This is a genomic window from Micromonospora sp. NBC_00389 (genome assembly GCF_036059255.1).
GTDB lineage: Bacteria > Actinomycetota > Actinomycetes > Mycobacteriales > Micromonosporaceae > Micromonospora.
The window spans coordinates 3,546,463-3,561,416 of the sequence record NZ_CP107947.1 but is presented as its reverse complement, the minus strand read 5'-3'; the positions used below and the strand labels follow the sequence as shown (position 1 = coordinate 3,561,416).

The window sequence follows — 14,954 nt, the reverse complement described above, 5'->3', positions numbered from 1 at the left end:
CGGACGCGGTACTCCGTGGCGCCGGGCTCGGCGGTGGCCGCCGAGCCCGGCGGACGGTCAGTTCTTGGCCTGACCGGCGGCGACCTCTTCGGCCGTCCAGTAGCCCGAGTCGATGAGCGCGGTCTTGATGTCGTCCTTGTAGACGGTCGCGATCGGCAGCAGGTACGACGGCACGACCTTCACGCCGTTGTTGTACGTCTGCGTGTCGTTGGCCTGCGGCTGCTTGTCCTGCAGGAACGCCTCGGAAGCGTTCACGGCCTGCTCGGCCAGCAGACGGGTGTCCTTGAAGACGGTGCAGGTCTGCACGCCGTCGTTGATCAGCTTGATCGAGGCGATCTCGGCGTCCTGGCCGGTCACCGCCGGGAGCTTCTTACCCGCCTTGCCGTAGCCGGCGTTCTGCAGGGCGGTGATGATGCCCCGGGAGATGCCGTCGTACGGCGACAGGACGCCGTCGACCCGCGAGCCGTCGTTGTAGCTGGAGGTGAGCAGGTCCTCCATCCGCTTCTGCGCGGTCTCCTGCTGCCACCGCAGGGTCGCCACCTGCTCGGCGGTGGTCTGGCGCGACTTCACCTTCAGGGTGCCGGCGTCGATGAACGGCTTCAGCGTGTCCATGGCACCGCCGAAGAAGTACTGGGTGTTGTTGTCATCCAGCGACCCGGCGAAGAGTTCGATGTTGAACGGTCCCTTCGCCGTGCCCTTCGAGCCGTCCTTGTTCAGCAGACCGAGACCGACCAGCAGACCGGTGCCCTGGGCGACGCCGACCTTGTAGTTGTCGAAGCTGACGTAGAAGTCGACGTTCTTGCTGCCGCGGATCAACCGGTCGTAGGCGATGACCGGGATCTTCGCGTCGGCGGCGGCCTGCAACTGGCCGCTGAGCGCCGTGCCATCGATCGCCGCGATGACCAGGACGTCCGCGCCCTGGGTGATCATCTGGTCGACCTGCTGCGACTGGGTCGGGATGTCGTCGCCCGCGTACTGGAGGTCGACCTTGTAGCCCTTCGCCTCCAGCTTCTCCTTCACCGCTTTGCCGTCGGCGATCCACCGCTCCGAGGTCTGGGTCGGCATCGAGACACCGATGGTCAGGTCGCCGGGCTTCTCTTCGCTGGTGTCACCGCCGCTGCCAGCACCCTCGCCACTGCACGCCGCCAGGCTCAGCGCCAACACCGCGCCGCCGAGAGCAGCCAGGAATTTCCTGCGCACGGGTTTCTCCTCTCCGGACTCCCCGCCGACCGCCGGGGCAAGCTGTCACCTTTCGGGTAGTGTTAGCGCTCACACAGCACACGTCAACACCTTCTCGGAAATCCCGGCGCCACAGTCTCGTAACGGAAGCCACCCGGCGAGCGAGGCCGCTCGCGCTCCCTCCACTCCGGACCGGAGCCGCCCGGCGGGGCTGGGCGGCAGGAGCGGGAGCCGTCAGCGGCGGGGCGGCGCGGCGACGCTGTCGCGGGCGACCAGGGTCGGGGCGATGGTCTGCCGCAGCGCCCCTCCGGTGCCCGTCTCGATCTGGGTCAGCAACAGCTGAAGACTCGCCCGAGCCACCGCGTCGAAGTCCGGCCGGACGGTGGTCAGCGGCGGGATGAAGTACGCCGCCTCCGGCACGTCGTCGAAGCCGACCACGCTGATCTCGTCCGGCACACGCCGACCGAACTCGTGCAACGCCCGCAGCACGCCCAGCGCGAGATGGTCGTTGGCGGTGAAGATCGCGGTGACCTCCGGCATCCGCGCCAACATCTGCCCGCACCGGTATCCCGAGGCCGCGGACCAGTCCCCCGGCATCAGCGGTGGGAGCTCCGCCCCTGCTGCCGCCAATGCCTCCCGCCAGCCCTCGATCCGACCGACGCTGTCGAACCAGTCGGACGGCCCCGACACGTGCCAGACCGTGCGGTGCCCGGCATCGAGCAGGTGCTGGGTCGCCGCCCGGGCACCAGCCGCCTGGTCGACCGTCACCAACGGCACCGGCCTGCGCGGATCACCGTCGACGGTGACCAACGGGACGTCCTTGGGCAGACGTTCCAGAGCCTCACCGGCCGACTCGACCGGTGCGATGACGACGATGCCAGCGACCCGGTGCGACAGGTGCCGCTCCACCGCAGCCGAGATGGAACGGTGGTCCAGGTCCCGCACACTGCCCACACTGACCGCGAAACCCTCTTCCGCGGCGGTCTGCTCCAACGCGGCCAGCAACGACGCCGGACCGTACAACGTCGTGTTCTGCGCGACCACGCCGATGACCTGCGACCGGCCGGTCACCAACGCACGCGCCGCGCCGTTGGGCCGGTAACCGAGCTCGGCGATCGCCGCCCGCACCCGCAGCCGGGTCTGCTCACGCACGTTGGGGTGCCCGTTGAGCACCCGCGACACTGTCTGGTGGGAGACACCGGCCAGACGAGCGACGTCCGTCATCGCCGGACCGTGCACGGCCATGTCACTCCCCCCGCCCACGACGTCGAAGCTGCGGCCCGCCGACGTCGACCGGGGCGGCCCGGGCCCCGATCCTCCGGCTCACCCACCGAACCGGTGCTGAATCCCTGGTGACCAGCGCTGATTGCCGACAGCCTACGCCAACAGCCCTCGTCGACCCGGCGCGGCCGAGCCGGGACGGCGGAGCATGCGGGACTCGGGCGGCGACGTTCTCGTGGTACGGCATGGCAGCTCGGACTCCTTCCGCCGGGAGGGCATTCCGTCGCCGGCGCGGGGTGGCCCGATCCCTACCCGCCCGGCGAAGGCAGGGACGGGCCATCCGTCATGGCTGCGCGGGCCGCGAGGTCAGAAGCCGCGGGCCAGCCGGTAGTACGCCTGGTTCCAGCGGATCTCGTTGGCGAAACGGCGGGGCTCGGTGTCGGCGTCGATGACCACGAGTTCGGTCCGGCTCATCTCGGCCAGGTCGTGCAACTCCTCCACGCCCACCGCCTGCGACAGCACCGTGTGGTGCGGCGCGCCGGCGGTGATCCACGCCTCGGCCGACCCGGGCAGGTGCGGTCGTGGACGCCAGACGGCCCGGGCCACCGGCAGCCGCCGCAACGGCTGCGGCGGAGACACCACGTCGATCTCGTTGGCCACCAGCCGGAAGCGATCCCCCATGTCGGCCAGCCCGAGCACCACCGCCGGACCGGGTGCGGCGTCGAACACGAGCCGGACCGGATCCTCCCGTCCGCCGATGTTCAGCGCGTGGATCTCCACGTCGGGCACGCCCGCCGCGATCGTCGGGCAGACCTCGAGCATGTGGGCACCGAGCACCAACTCCTCGCCCGGGGTGAGGTCGTAGGTGTAGTCCTCCATGAACGACGTGCCGCCGCCCAGGCCGACCGACATTGCCTTGAGGGTGTGGACCAGGACGGAGGTCTTCCAGTCGCCCTCGCCGCCGAAGCCGTAGCCGTCCGCCATCAGCCGCTGCACGGCGATGCCGGGCAACTGACGCAGGCCGCCGAGATCCTCGAAGTTGGTGGTGAACGCCCGGAACCCGCCCTCGTCGAGGAAGGCGCGCATGCCAATCTCCAGGCGGGCGGCGTACCGCAGCGAGTCGTGCCGCTCACCGCCGGGACGCAGCTCGGGGACGATGCGGTAGCTGTCGTCGTACTCCTTGACCAGGTCGTCCACCTGGGTGTCGGCGACCTCGTCGACCACCTGGACCAGGTCGTTGACGCCGTAGGTGTTGACCGAGACCCCGAAGCGCAGCTCCGCCTCGACCTTGTCGCCCTCGGTCACCGCGACGTCGCGCATGTTGTCGCCGAAGCGGGCCAGGCGCAACGACCGCATCGCCGACCAGCCGACTGCCGCCCGGGCCCAGGCCCCGACGCGGCTCGTCACCCGCGGGTCGCTGACATGGCCCGCGACGGTCTTGCGGGCCACACCGAGGCGGGTCTGGATGTACCCGAACTCCCGGTCGCCGTGGGCGGCCTGGTTCAGGTTCATGAAGTCCATGTCGATCTCGTCCCACGGCAGCAGGACGTTGGCCTGGGTGTGCAGATGCAGCAGCGGCGTCTGCAGCGCGTCCAGGCCGGCGATCCACATCTTCGCCGGGGAGAAGGTGTGCATCCACGCGATGACCCCGATCGCGCCCTGGGCGGCGGCATCGCGGCAGACCCGCAGAATGTCACCGCTGTTGGTCAGGACCGGCTTCCAGACCACCCGGGCGGGAATCTGCGGCGAGTCGTCGAGCACGGCCGCGATCAGACGGGACTGCTCGGCCACCTGCCGGAGCGTCTCCTCGCCGTACATGCCCTGGCTGCCGGTGAGGAACCAGATCTCGGGTTCGGTGCGTGGTGCCATGGGGTTGCCTTCCGCGAGAGGGGCGGTCACTTGTAACGGATTCCGATGAGGCGCTGAAGGAGGATGAACGCGAAGAGCAGACCCCCGATCACGATCTTGGTCCACCAGGAGTTGAGGCTCCCGTCGAAGGTGATGAGCGTCTGGATCACGCCCAGGACCAGCACGCCGAGCACGGTGCCGAGGACGTATCCCGAGCCACCGGTGAGCACGGTGCCGCCGATCACGACCGCGGCGATGACGTCCAACTCCATGCCGACGGCGATCAGGGGCGCACCGGAGAGGGTGTAGAACGACAGCAGGATCCCGCCGATGGCGGAGCAGAGACCACTGATCGTGTAGACGGCGATCCGGGTACGCCCCACCGGCAGGCCCATCAGCAGCGCCGACTGCGGGTTACCGCCGATGGCGTACACGTTGCGCCCCAGCCGGGTGTAGGCCAGCGTGTAAGCGGCGACGGCGACCACGGCGAAGGCGATGAGCACGCTGATCGAGACGAAGTTGCCCCGGGGATCGCCGACCCGCTCCTGCGACATCCTGGTCCAGAACCCGTCGGTGATCGGGATGGACGACCCGGAGATGAACGTGCACATGCCCCGGGCGAAGAACATCCCGGCGAGCGTGACGATGAACGGCTGGATGTCGAAGAAGTGGATGGCGCAGCCCATCAGCAGGCCGAGCGTCGGCCCGATCAGCAGCGCGATGACGAGCACGAGCGCCGCCGGTAGGCCCTGCTGGAGCAGCGAGGCCGACACCATGGCCGTCATGGCGACGACGGACCCGACCGACAGGTCGATGCCGCCGGTGAGGATCACGAAGGTCATCCCCACCGCGACGACGAGCAGGAAGCCGTTGTCGATGAAGACGTTGAAGATGACCTGCACGTTGGAGAACGCCTGGTACTGGGACACGCCGATGCCGTACATCACCAGGAGCAGGGCGAGCGTGGCCAGAACGGGTACCTGCCGCCGCGGCAGCCGGATCCGGGGCCGACGGGCGGTGAGCGATCCAGTGGTCATGCCGGCACCTGCTCCTTCGGCTTGTCGGCAACGGCGCCGCGCGGCGGGGCGCCGCTCCTTCGGCGGGTAAAGCGGGCCCGGAAGGCCGGGGCCTGGATGAGGCAGACGGCGATGACGACGACCGCTTTGAACAACAGCGCGGTCTGCGGCGAGATGTTCATGGCGTACACCGTGGTGGTCAGGGTCTGGATGATCAGCGCGCCCAGGATCGTGCCGCTGAGGAAGAACCGGCCGCCCGCGAGGGACGTGCCGCCGATGACGACCGCGAGAATGGCGTCGAGCTCCACCCAGAGGCCGGCGGCGTTGCCGTCGGCGCTGGAGACGTTGGCCGTCATCATGAAACCGGCGATCGCGGCGCAGCCGGCGCTGAGCACGTACGCGAGAAAGATGACCCGGCCGGAGCGGATGCCGGCCAGCCGGCTGGCCTCGGCGTTACCGCCCACCGACTCGATGATCATGCCGAGCGCGGTGCGGCGCGTGAACGCGCCGACGAGCAGGGCCGCCGCCAGCGCGATGAGGATGGCCAGTGGCAGGGTCAGCACGTGGCCCAGCCCGATCGCCCGGTACGGGCCGGAGTTGATGGTGATGATCTGGCCCTCGGTGATCAGCTGCGCGAGCCCTCGGCCGGCCACCATCAGGATCAGCGTGGCGATGATCGGCTGGATACCGATCACCGCGACCAGCACCCCGTTCCAGGCGCCGAGCACGAGCGAGACCCCGAGCGCCATCGCGAGCGCGGTCAGCACCACGGGAAGGCTGTTCTGGTCGGGCTGTTGGCTGATGTACATGCAGGCGATCGCGCCACTGATCGCGCACAGCGAGCCGACCGACAGGTCGATGCCGCCGGTCGAGATGACCACGGTCATGCCCAGCGCCACGAGGATCAGCGGCGCGCTCAGCCGCAGGATGTCGATCGGCGTGCCGTACAGGTGCCCGTCGGTGACCTCGATGGACAGGAACCCGGGCCGGTAGATCGTGTTCGCGGCCAGCATGACGACCAGCACGGCGGCGGGCCAGAACAGCCGGTGAGCGGTCAGCGCCCGGTAGCGGCCCATGGTGTCGTTCATCGGTCTACCTCCTCCCGGTGGGACCCGCTGGCGATGGTCTGCATGATGCGGTCGGCGTCGAGGCTGTCGTCGTTGGCGAGCTGCGCGACCAGTTGCCGGTCACGCATCACGGCCACCTTGTGGCTGAGGCGCAGCACCTCCTCCAGCTCGGCGGAGATGAACAGCACGGCCATCCCGCCGTCGGACAACTGCGTCACGAGCTTCTGGATCTCGGTCTTCGCGCCGATGTCGATGCCCCGGGTGGGTTCGTCGAGGATCAGCAGCCGCGGCTCGGTGATCAGCCACCGGGCCAGGAGCACCTTCTGCTGGTTGCCGCCGGAGAGATTGCGCACCGGCACCTCCGGGTCGGACGGCCGGATGCTGAGGGCCTTGATGTACTTTTCGACCAGCTCGTCCTGGCGGCGGCGCGGGACGGGCCGCAGCCAGCCGCGGGCGGCCTGCATGGCGAGGATCAGGTTCTCGCGCACCGACAGGTCGGCGACGATGCCCTCCGCGCGGCGGTTCTCCGAGCAGAAGCCGACGCCGTGGCCGATGGCCTGGGCGGGGGTGCGGAGGCTGCTCGTGGTGCCGTCCACCGTGACCTGTCCGCCGTCGGCCCGGTCGGCGCCGAACAACAGCCGGGCCACCTCGGTACGCCCGGAGCCCAGCAGGCCAGCCAGGCCGACCACTTCCCCGGCGTGGATGGTGAGGCTGAACGGCTCGACCGCTCCGGAGCGGCCGAGGCCTGACACCGCAAGGAGCGGGGTGCCCTCTTCCAGGGCCGTCACGTCCCGCCGGGAGTGCTCCTCGATGCTTTCGAGCACGTCGAGTTCCTTGCCGATCATCTTCTCGACCAGCGTGAGCTGGGGTAGCTCGGCGATCGGGTACTCGCCGACGAGCCCGCCGTTGCGCAGCACGGTGATGCGATCGGCGATCTCGTAGACCTGGTCGAGGAAGTGGGTCACGAAGAGGATCGCGATGCCCTCGTCGCGGAGCTGGCGCATGATGCGGAACAGTTGCGCGACCTCACCGGCGTCGAGGCTGGAGGTCGGCTCGTCCAGGATCAGCACCCGGGCCTGGATGTCGATCGCGCGGGCGATGGCGACCATCTGCTGAATGGCGAGGGAGTACGTCCCGAGCGGTGCGCTGACGTCCAGGTCGAGGTCGAGGCGGGTCAGGAGGCCACGGGCTCGACGGCGGACCTCGCCCCAGCGGACCGCGCCGAGCCGGCGAGGTTCGCGCCCGATGAAGATGTTCTCCGCCACCGAGAGGTTGGTGCAGAGGTTGACCTCCTGGTAGACGGTGCTCACCCCGGCGGCCGTGGCCTGCATCGGCCCGGTGAAGGACACCGGTTCGCCGTCGAGGGTGATCACGCCCTCGTCGGTGTCGTAGACGCCGGTCAGCACCTTGATGAGGGTCGACTTGCCGGCGCCGTTCTCGCCCATCAGGGCGTGCACCTCGCCGGGGAGAAGCCGGAAGTCGACGTCGTGGAGTGCGCGCACCCCGGGGAAGGACTTGCTGATCCCGGTCATCGTCAGGACCGGACGACTATCCGTCATCCCATCAGACCTCTTCTGGTTGTCGACGTGGACGTGCCCTGGCGACGAGGCGGGGCCGCCACGCGAGCGCGGCGACCCCGGCGTCGATCAGTACTTGCGGTTGGGCAGTGCCTCCTTGGCCTGCTCAGAGGTGAAGGTGGTCTCCTCGGTCTCGATCCGAGCCGGCACCTCCTCGCCCGCGTGGACCTTCTTCGTCAGGTCCATCAACTGCGGGCCGAGCAGTGGGCTGCACTCCGCGATGAAGTTGAACTTGCCGTCGGCGAGGGCCTGCATGCCGTCCTTGACGGCGTCGACCGTGATGATGGTGATGTCCTTGCCGGGCACCTTGCCGGCGGCGGTGATCGCCTCCAGCGCGCCCAGGCCCATGTCGTCGTTGTGCGCGAACAGCACGTCGATCTTCGGGTTGGCCTTGAGGAACTGCTCCATGACCTGCTTGCCGCCGGCCCGGGTGAAGTCGCCCGACTGGGAGGCGACGACCTTCAGGTTCGGGTTGGCGGCGATCGCCTCGGCGAAGCCCTTCTTGCGGTCATTGGCCGGCGCCGCGCCGGTGGTGCCCTGCAACTCGACGATGTTCACCGGCCCGGACGCGGTCTTCTTCTGCTCGACCAGCCACTCCCCGGCGAGCCGGCCCTCCTTGACGAAGTCCGAGCCGATGAAGGTCTTGTAGAGGGACTTGTCGGCCGAGTCGACCGAGCGGTCGGTCAGGATCACCGGGATGCCGGCGTCCTTGGCCTCCTTGAGCACGGTGTCCCAGCCCGACTCCACCACCGGCGAGAAGGCGATCACGTCGACCTTCTGCTGGATGTAGTTGCGGATCGCCTTGATCTGGTTTTCCTGCTTCTGCTGAGCGTCGTCGAACTTCAGCTCGATGCCGGCCGCGGCGGCGGAGTCCTTGATGGAGGTGGTGTTCGCGGTACGCCAGCCGCTCTCCGCACCGACCTGGGAGAAGCCCAGGGTGATCTTTCCGTCGTCGGCTGCCCCGCCGGTGTCGCTGTTGCCGCAGGCGGCCACGCTGCCGACGAGCAGCACGCTGGCGAGGACCGCCGCGGCGCGCCACGGAGCGGAGGGCGTTCGCATCTTTCGCATCGGATCTCCTTGGCTCGGGGTGGTGGGTGACCGCGCCAACCGCCGACGTGCGGAGAGCGGCGTACGCGGGTGGTGCGTACTGGTACCTCGGTGGTGCCGGCCGGCGGATCCGGGCGTGGCCGGTGGTCGGTCAGGAACCCGCCGGTGAGAGCGGTTGTTGGCCGTAGACGTTCTGGTAGCGGTGGTAGAGCGCGTCGATGTCGGCCTGCGCGATCGGCACCGGCTGCCCGAGTGCGCGAGCCAGGTGCGCGGTGCGGGCGACGTCCTCGCACATGACCGCGGCCTTGACCGCCGCGCGGGCGTCACGACCGACGGTGAAGACGCCGTGGTTGCGCATGAGCACCGCGGGTGAGCGATGCCCGGCGAGCGTGGCGACGATGCCCTTGCCGATGTCGTCACCACCGATCAGGGCGAACGGGCCGACCGGGATCTCCCCGCCGAACTCGTCGGCCTGGGCGGTCAGGTGGCAGGGGATCGCCTCCCCCCGGGCCGCCCAGGCGGTGGCGTAGCTGCTGTGCGTGTGGACGACCCCGCCGACCTCCGGCATCGCCCGGTAGACGTAGGCGTGGGCGGCGGTGTCGCTGGACGGGGCGAGGTCGCCCTCGACGAGGACGCCATCGAGGTCGCAGACCACCATGGTGTCCGCCGAGAGTTCGTCGTAGCCGACGCCGCTGGGCTTGATGACCATGAGGTCCAGACCGGGAACCCGCGCGGAGATGTTGCCGGCCGTCCAGGCCACCAGGCGGTACCGGGTCAGTTCGGCGTGCAGCCGGGCGACCGTCTCGCGCAGTTCGCCGATCTGTCGGCTCACCTCGGCGTTCACGCCACCACCTCCAGCGCTGTCTCGTGCGTGGCCACACCGGTCCCGAGGGCGGCGTTGCGGATCGTCCGCAGGCGGAGCATGACGTCGTTGCCACCGCGACCGAAGTGGTCGTGCAACGCCCGGTACTCGGCGTAGAGGGCGTCGTACGCCCGTGCCCGATCGGGATCCGGCCGGTGGACGGCCTCGTGCACCCGGCCCATCGCCCGCGACGCCTCGTGGATCGAGGGGTACTCGCCAGCGGCGACGGCGGCATGGATCGCCGACCCGAGCGCCGGCCCCTGCGCGGAGCCGATGATGCTCAGCGGCCGGTTGGTCACGTCGGCGTAGATCTGCATCAGCAGTTCGTTGGAGGTGAGACCGCCGGCGATCACCAGGTCGTCCACCGCCACGCCGGCCTCGACGAACGCCTCGATGATCATCCGCGTGCCGTACGCCGTGGACTCCAACAGCGCCCGGTAGATGTCCTGCGGCCGGGTGGCCAGGGTCATCCCGACGATCATCCCGCTCAGGTCGTGGTTGACCAGCAGCGAGCGGTTGCCGTTCCACCAGTCCAGCGCGACCAGGCCGTGCGCGCCGACCGGCTGGCCGGCGGCCAACTCCGTGAGGCGTTCGTGCGAGTCGAACCCGGTCGGGGCGGCGTGCTCGACGAACCAGCCGAAGATGTCGCCGACTCCGCTCTGCCCGGCCTCGTAACCCCATGCGCCGGGGCTGATGCCACCGTCGACGACGCCGCACATCCCGGCCACCTCGGCGAGGTGTGCGCCGTTGACCACGTGGCAGGTCGAGGTGCCCATGATCGCCACGAGCCGACCGGGCTCCACGGCCTGCGCGGAGGCCGCCGTGACGTGCGCGTCGACGTTGCCGGCGGCCACCGCGATCCCCTCCGGCAGGCCGGTCCAGGCCGCGGCACGGGCGGTGAGCGAGCCGGCCCGGGCGCCGAGGGGCAGCAGTGGGCCGTCCAACTTGGCCACGAAGTCGGCGAAGTCGGGGTTGAGCGCGGTCAGGAAACCCGCCGACGGGTACCGGCCATCCTGCCGGATCCCCTTGTAACCGGCCGTACAGACGTTCCGGGTCTCGGTGCCGCTGAGCTGCCAGACGATCCAGTCCGCGGCCTCGATGAAACGCTCGGCCCGGTGGTAGACCTCGGGGTCCTCTTCCAGGATCTGCAGGCCCTTGGCGAACTGCCACTCGGCGGAGATCTTGCCGCCGTACCGGCCGATCCACGGCTCGGCACGATCGTGCGCCAGGGCGTTGATCCGGTCGGCGTGCGGCTGGGCGGCGTGGTGCTTCCACAGCTTGACCCAGGAGTGCGGGCGGTCGCGCAGCTCCGGCACCTCGCACAACGGAGTGCCGTCGGCGAACGTCGGCAGCACGGTGCAGGCGGTGAAGTCGATGCCGATGCCGACGATCGCGGCGGGGTCGACCCCGGCGGCGGACACGGCCGCCGGTACGGCGTACCGCAGCACGTCGCGGTAGTCGTCCGGATTCTGCAGGGCCCAGTCCGGCGGCAGTGGCCGGCCTCCGGGAAGCGCCGCGCTGATGACTCCGTCGCGGTACTCGTGCACCGCGGTCCCCAACTCTGCGCCGTCACCGACACGGACCACCAGGGCTCGCCCGGACAGGGTGCCGAAGTCGACGCCGACGACGTAGCTTTCGCCTGCTCCGTCCACACGGGTCATGTCCACCTCCACCGTTGACGGACCCAGTGTTAACGCTCACATCCAAAGCCGTCAAGACATCTGCCCGCAACAGCTTCGCAACGTCCGCGGGTGCCCATGGTGCTCCCGGCAGACCCGAGCATGAACCGACGGCCCGGCTGGTCAGCCGGGCCGTCGGTCTTCGGTGGATTGGCCGGGATCAGCCCGCGGCCCTGCGCTTGTACAGCGCCTTGGCCCAGAAGAAGCAGAGCACGGAGATGGTGGCGCACCAGCCGACCGCGAGGATCGCGTTGTTGCCGATCCCGGTGCCGAGCAGCAGGCCGCGAATGGTCTCCATGACCGGCGTGAAGGGCTGGTAGTCCGCGAACCACCGTACCGCGGTGGGCATGGAGTCGGTGGGGACGAACCCGCTGCCGAGGAACGGCAGCAGCACCAGCGGCATCGGCAGGTTGCTCGCCGTCTCGACACTCTCGCTGACCAGGCCGAGCGCCACCGACAGCCAGGTGAGCGCAAAGGTGATCATGGCCAGGACGCCGATCGCGGCGAGCCACTCGATCGGGTTGGCGGTCGGTCGGAACCCGACCAGCAGTGCCACGCCGGTGACGGCCGCGAGACTGATCAGTGTCTGGAACAGGCTGCCCAGCACGTGGCCGGTGAGGACCGACGGTCGGAAGATCGCCATGGTGCGGAACCGGGCGATAATGCCCTCGGTCATGTCCATGGCAATCGAGATGGCGGTGCCCTGCGCCCCGCTGACCACCGTGATGATCAGGATGCCAGGGGTGACGTAGTTGGCGTACTGGGCACGGTCGCCGGAGGGCCCGAGGCCGGCGCCGAGCGTGCCACCGAAGACATAGACGAAGAGCAGCAGAATGATGACCGGGATGCCGACGAGCATGAGGGTCATCGACGGATAGCGCCGCATGTGCAGGAGGTTGCGCCGCAGCATCGTGCTCGAGTCACGGACGGCAAGAGAGAGAGTGCTCATCGCGCCATGGCCCTTTCGTTGTCGGGTTGGCCGGTGAGGGCAAGGAAGACGTCATCGAGATCGGGGGTGTGCAGGGCGAGGCCGGCCACGCTGACCGAGGCACGGTCGAGTTGGTCGAGCAGGGACCGCAGCGACCCGACCCCGCCGTCGCTCGGGACCTGCAGGGTGAGCGCCGTGTCGTCGCGGGTGGCCGTCGCGAGCGTGCGGGCGGCCGCGTCGAGCCCCGCCAGGTCGGCGAACTCCAGCACGACGTGTCCACCGGGGATGAGCCGTTTGAGCTCGTGCGGGGTGCCCTCGGCGATCAGGCGGCCGTGGTCGAGGAACGCGACTCGGTCGGCGAGTTGGTCGGCCTCCTCCAGGTACTGCGTGGTCAGGAAGATGGTGACGCCATCCGCCACGAGGTCACGGATGATCTGCCACATGGCGCGGCGGCTGCGCGGGTCGAGGCCGGTCGTCGGCTCGTCGAGGAAGATGAGGCGGGGCTCCCCCACCAGGGTCATCGCGAGATCGAGCCGCCGGCGCATGCCGCCGGAGTAGGTCGACACCGGCTTGCTCGCCGCCTCCACCAGGTCGAACTGGTCGAGCAGTTCGGCGGTGCGCCGCCGGCCGGCCGCCCGGTCCAAGTGGCACAGGTCGGCCATCAGGTTCAGGTTCTCCTGACCGGTGAGCAGGTTGTCGACGGCGGAGAACTGGCCGGTGACGCCGATCAGCTCGCGTACGGCGTCGGGCTCTCGGGTGAGGTCGTGGCCGGCGATGCGGGCTTCGCCGCTGTCGGCATTGATCAGAGTGGACAGGATCTGCACGGCGGTGGTCTTGCCGGCGCCGTTGGGGCCGAGCAACGCGAAGATCGTTCCTTCGGCGATCTCCAGGTCGATGCCCTTGAGCACGACCTTGTCGCCGTAAGACTTGCGCAGGCCGGTCGCGATGATCGCGGGCCGGGTGGGTCGGGCCATGGTCTCCTCGATTCGTGGACGGTCTCGCCGTGCGCGGTCCATCAGGCGCGGCGGATCATGATGTCGCCGTAGGCGGTGCTCGCCCGGACCTCGACCGTTTCGTCGGTCTGCCCCGGGCTGTCTGTCGTGTCGAGCGCGTTGTGCACCCGGCCATGGCGGGAGCTGACGTCGAGCCAGGCGGCGGTCCCGCGGCGGACGCCGACCTCGATGGCCCCGTAGGAGGTCTGCACCTCGATCGACCCCCGCACGACCCCACCGAGGCGGACGTTGCCGTAGGCCGTGCGCGCCTCCACCGAGGCCATCGGCTCGTCGACGGCGATGTCGCCGTAGGCGGTGTTGAGCCGGACGTTGCCGTTGCTCTGGCCGATCCAGCAGTCGCCGGAAGAGTTCTTGATCTCGGCGGTGCCGTCGACCACGCCGATGCGTACCTTGCCGGAGGACGCCTTCACCTGGGCAGATCCGGCGACGTGCTCGACGGTGACCTCGCCGTGGCTGCTGTCGATGTCCACCGGCCCGGTCCGGTCGAGCCGGATCGCGCCACCGGTCTTGACGTTGCACTCGCCGAGCCGCCCCTCGCAGCGGAAGGCCGCCCAGGATGCCTTGGCGTCCACCCGCGATCCACTCGGCACCTCGATCAGGAGGTCGACCGAGGGTCCGGCTCCGGGGCCGAAGCGACGCCAACTCTTCGGCGCTTTGATCATCAGTTGGCCGGCGGCGAACTCGACCGTGGTCTGCTCGGAGGCGCTCACGTCGGCCTTGCTCGACGGGTCACGGGGCCGCACCCGCACGACTGTGTCGGTGCGGTCGGTCGCGGCGATCCAGGCGTCGCCGACGGGCAGGTCGATCTGGACGGAGATGGGCTCTGGCGTATCGAAAACAGGCATGGTGGTCTCCCGGAATGTGGGCAGCGGGCATCGCTGCAGGTGAGCGGCGGGAAGAAAGAAGCAGGGGTACGCGGTCAGCGCGCCCAGCCGGTGAAGTGCTGGCCGGAGCGCGGTTCCGTCCGGCGGGTCGGACGACGATCTGGATCGCCCGCCCCGATGGCGCCGGCGACAGCACGCACCAGCCAGGCGTTGACCGACAGCCCGGCGCGGCCGGCGGCCTCTTCGACGCTGGCCTTCAGGTGGTCGGGGAGGCGGAGGTTGATCCTCGACGTGCCGCCGTCGTCACCCTCGGGTGTGAGCACCGGCGCTGGCTGCGCGGGCGCGCGGGTCTGCTCGCCAGCGCCGTCGACCGGCGGGCTGGCCGGCGTCACCACGAAGTCGGGCTCGCGACCGCGCAGCCGTACGTGCACCGAACCCGGGGCGAGCTCGCGGGTGATCTCGTCGGCCGCGTCGGACAGGGCCTCGAGCAGCGTGAGGCGGGTCGCCGCCTCCAACTGGGTGAAGAGCCGCTCGGCCAGCGCGCGACCGTCCTGGTCGACGCCCTCCGCGGCCACAGCGAACTCGTTTCGCAGGTTCTCGACGTACGGCCTCAGTTCCATGGCACCATCATGGCACCACTTTGGCTCAGCCGCAACACCCCTTGGCTCACGATGGTGCCACCAGGTAGGAACC

13 protein-coding genes are annotated in these 14,954 nt (G+C 69.6%); all 13 read right to left on the bottom strand.

Annotated elements, in window-relative coordinates; translation table 11 throughout:
• Positions 1-57: 57 nt before the first annotated feature.
• Positions 58-1,200: a multiple monosaccharide ABC transporter substrate-binding protein gene (gene chvE, locus OG470_RS16940; RefSeq protein WP_328425392.1), complete on the bottom strand. Its 1,143-nt coding sequence runs from the start codon at positions 1,198-1,200 to the stop codon at positions 58-60.
• Between the two features lie 213 nt (positions 1,201-1,413).
• Entirely contained in the window at positions 1,414-2,403 is a 990-nt protein-coding gene (locus tag OG470_RS16935) for a LacI family DNA-binding transcriptional regulator (RefSeq protein WP_328425391.1), read from the bottom strand.
• A 363-nt stretch (positions 2,404-2,766) separates the two neighbouring features.
• On the bottom strand, positions 2,767-4,269 hold the full coding sequence (gene araA / locus OG470_RS16930) for an L-arabinose isomerase (protein ID WP_328425389.1): 1,503 nt from the start codon (positions 4,267-4,269) through the stop codon (positions 2,767-2,769).
• A gap of 26 nt (positions 4,270-4,295) precedes the next feature.
• On the bottom strand, positions 4,296-5,285 hold the full coding sequence (gene yjfF, locus OG470_RS16925) for a galactofuranose ABC transporter, permease protein YjfF (RefSeq protein ID WP_328425387.1): 990 nt from the start codon (positions 5,283-5,285) through the stop codon (positions 4,296-4,298).
• Entirely contained in the window at positions 5,282-6,352 is a 1,071-nt protein-coding gene (locus OG470_RS16920; protein ID WP_328425385.1) for an ABC transporter permease, read from the bottom strand. The genes yjfF and OG470_RS16920 overlap by 4 nt, the downstream gene beginning before the upstream one ends.
• Positions 6,349-7,890: a sugar ABC transporter ATP-binding protein gene (locus OG470_RS16915; protein WP_328425383.1), complete on the bottom strand. Its 1,542-nt coding sequence runs from the start codon at positions 7,888-7,890 to the stop codon at positions 6,349-6,351. Before OG470_RS16915 ends, OG470_RS16920 begins: the two co-directional genes overlap by 4 nt.
• Positions 7,891-7,977: 87 nt before the next feature.
• Positions 7,978-8,976, bottom strand: coding sequence for an ABC transporter substrate-binding protein (locus OG470_RS16910; protein ID WP_328425381.1), 999 nt, complete (start codon positions 8,974-8,976; stop codon positions 7,978-7,980).
• 130 nt (positions 8,977-9,106) lie between these two features.
• Positions 9,107-9,799 (bottom strand): L-ribulose-5-phosphate 4-epimerase, encoded by a 693-nt coding sequence (locus OG470_RS16905; protein ID WP_328425379.1) that lies wholly within the window; start codon positions 9,797-9,799, stop codon positions 9,107-9,109.
• A complete protein-coding gene (gene araB / locus OG470_RS16900) occupies positions 9,796-11,478 on the bottom strand; it encodes a ribulokinase (RefSeq protein WP_328425377.1) in 1,683 nt (560 codons plus the stop codon). The genes OG470_RS16905 and araB overlap by 4 nt, the downstream gene beginning before the upstream one ends.
• 178 nt (positions 11,479-11,656) lie before the next feature.
• Positions 11,657-12,445: an ABC transporter permease gene (locus OG470_RS16895; RefSeq protein WP_328425375.1), complete on the bottom strand. Its 789-nt coding sequence runs from the start codon at positions 12,443-12,445 to the stop codon at positions 11,657-11,659.
• A complete protein-coding gene (locus tag OG470_RS16890; RefSeq protein WP_328425373.1) occupies positions 12,442-13,398 on the bottom strand; it encodes an ATP-binding cassette domain-containing protein in 957 nt (318 codons plus the stop codon). Before OG470_RS16890 ends, OG470_RS16895 begins: the two co-directional genes overlap by 4 nt.
• Before the next feature lie 41 nt (positions 13,399-13,439).
• Entirely contained in the window at positions 13,440-14,282 is an 843-nt protein-coding gene (locus OG470_RS16885; RefSeq protein WP_328425371.1) for a DUF4097 family beta strand repeat-containing protein, read from the bottom strand.
• A 74-nt stretch (positions 14,283-14,356) separates the two neighbouring features.
• Complete coding sequence (locus OG470_RS16880; RefSeq protein ID WP_328425369.1) at positions 14,357-14,881, bottom strand: hypothetical protein; 525 nt, start codon at positions 14,879-14,881, stop codon at positions 14,357-14,359.
• Between the last annotated feature and the right edge of the window lie 73 nt (positions 14,882-14,954).

What these genes read in the sequence shown, in the direction of transcription:
- OG470_RS16935 (WP_328425391.1), bottom strand. Translation starts at nt 2,403, where the DNA reads ATGACGGACGTCGCTCGTCTGGCCGGTGTCTCCCACCAGACAGTGTCG.
- araA (WP_328425389.1), bottom strand. Translation starts at nt 4,269, where the DNA reads ATGGCACCACGCACCGAACCCGAGATCTGGTTCCTCACCGGCAGCCAG.
- yjfF (WP_328425387.1), bottom strand. Translation starts at nt 5,285, where the DNA reads ATGACCACTGGATCGCTCACCGCCCGTCGGCCCCGGATCCGGCTGCCG.
- OG470_RS16920 (WP_328425385.1), bottom strand. Translation starts at nt 6,352, where the DNA reads ATGAACGACACCATGGGCCGCTACCGGGCGCTGACCGCTCACCGGCTG.
- OG470_RS16915 (WP_328425383.1), bottom strand. Translation starts at nt 7,890, where the DNA reads ATGACGGATAGTCGTCCGGTCCTGACGATGACCGGGATCAGCAAGTCC.
- OG470_RS16910 (WP_328425381.1), bottom strand. Translation starts at nt 8,976, where the DNA reads ATGCGAAAGATGCGAACGCCCTCCGCTCCGTGGCGCGCCGCGGCGGTC.
- araB (WP_328425377.1), bottom strand. Translation starts at nt 11,478, where the DNA reads ATGACCCGTGTGGACGGAGCAGGCGAAAGCTACGTCGTCGGCGTCGAC.
- OG470_RS16895 (WP_328425375.1), bottom strand. Translation starts at nt 12,445, where the DNA reads ATGAGCACTCTCTCTCTTGCCGTCCGTGACTCGAGCACGATGCTGCGG.
- OG470_RS16890 (WP_328425373.1), bottom strand. Translation starts at nt 13,398, where the DNA reads ATGGCCCGACCCACCCGGCCCGCGATCATCGCGACCGGCCTGCGCAAG.
- OG470_RS16885 (WP_328425371.1), bottom strand. Translation starts at nt 14,282, where the DNA reads ATGCCTGTTTTCGATACGCCAGAGCCCATCTCCGTCCAGATCGACCTG.
- OG470_RS16880 (WP_328425369.1), bottom strand. Translation starts at nt 14,881, where the DNA reads ATGGAACTGAGGCCGTACGTCGAGAACCTGCGAAACGAGTTCGCTGTG.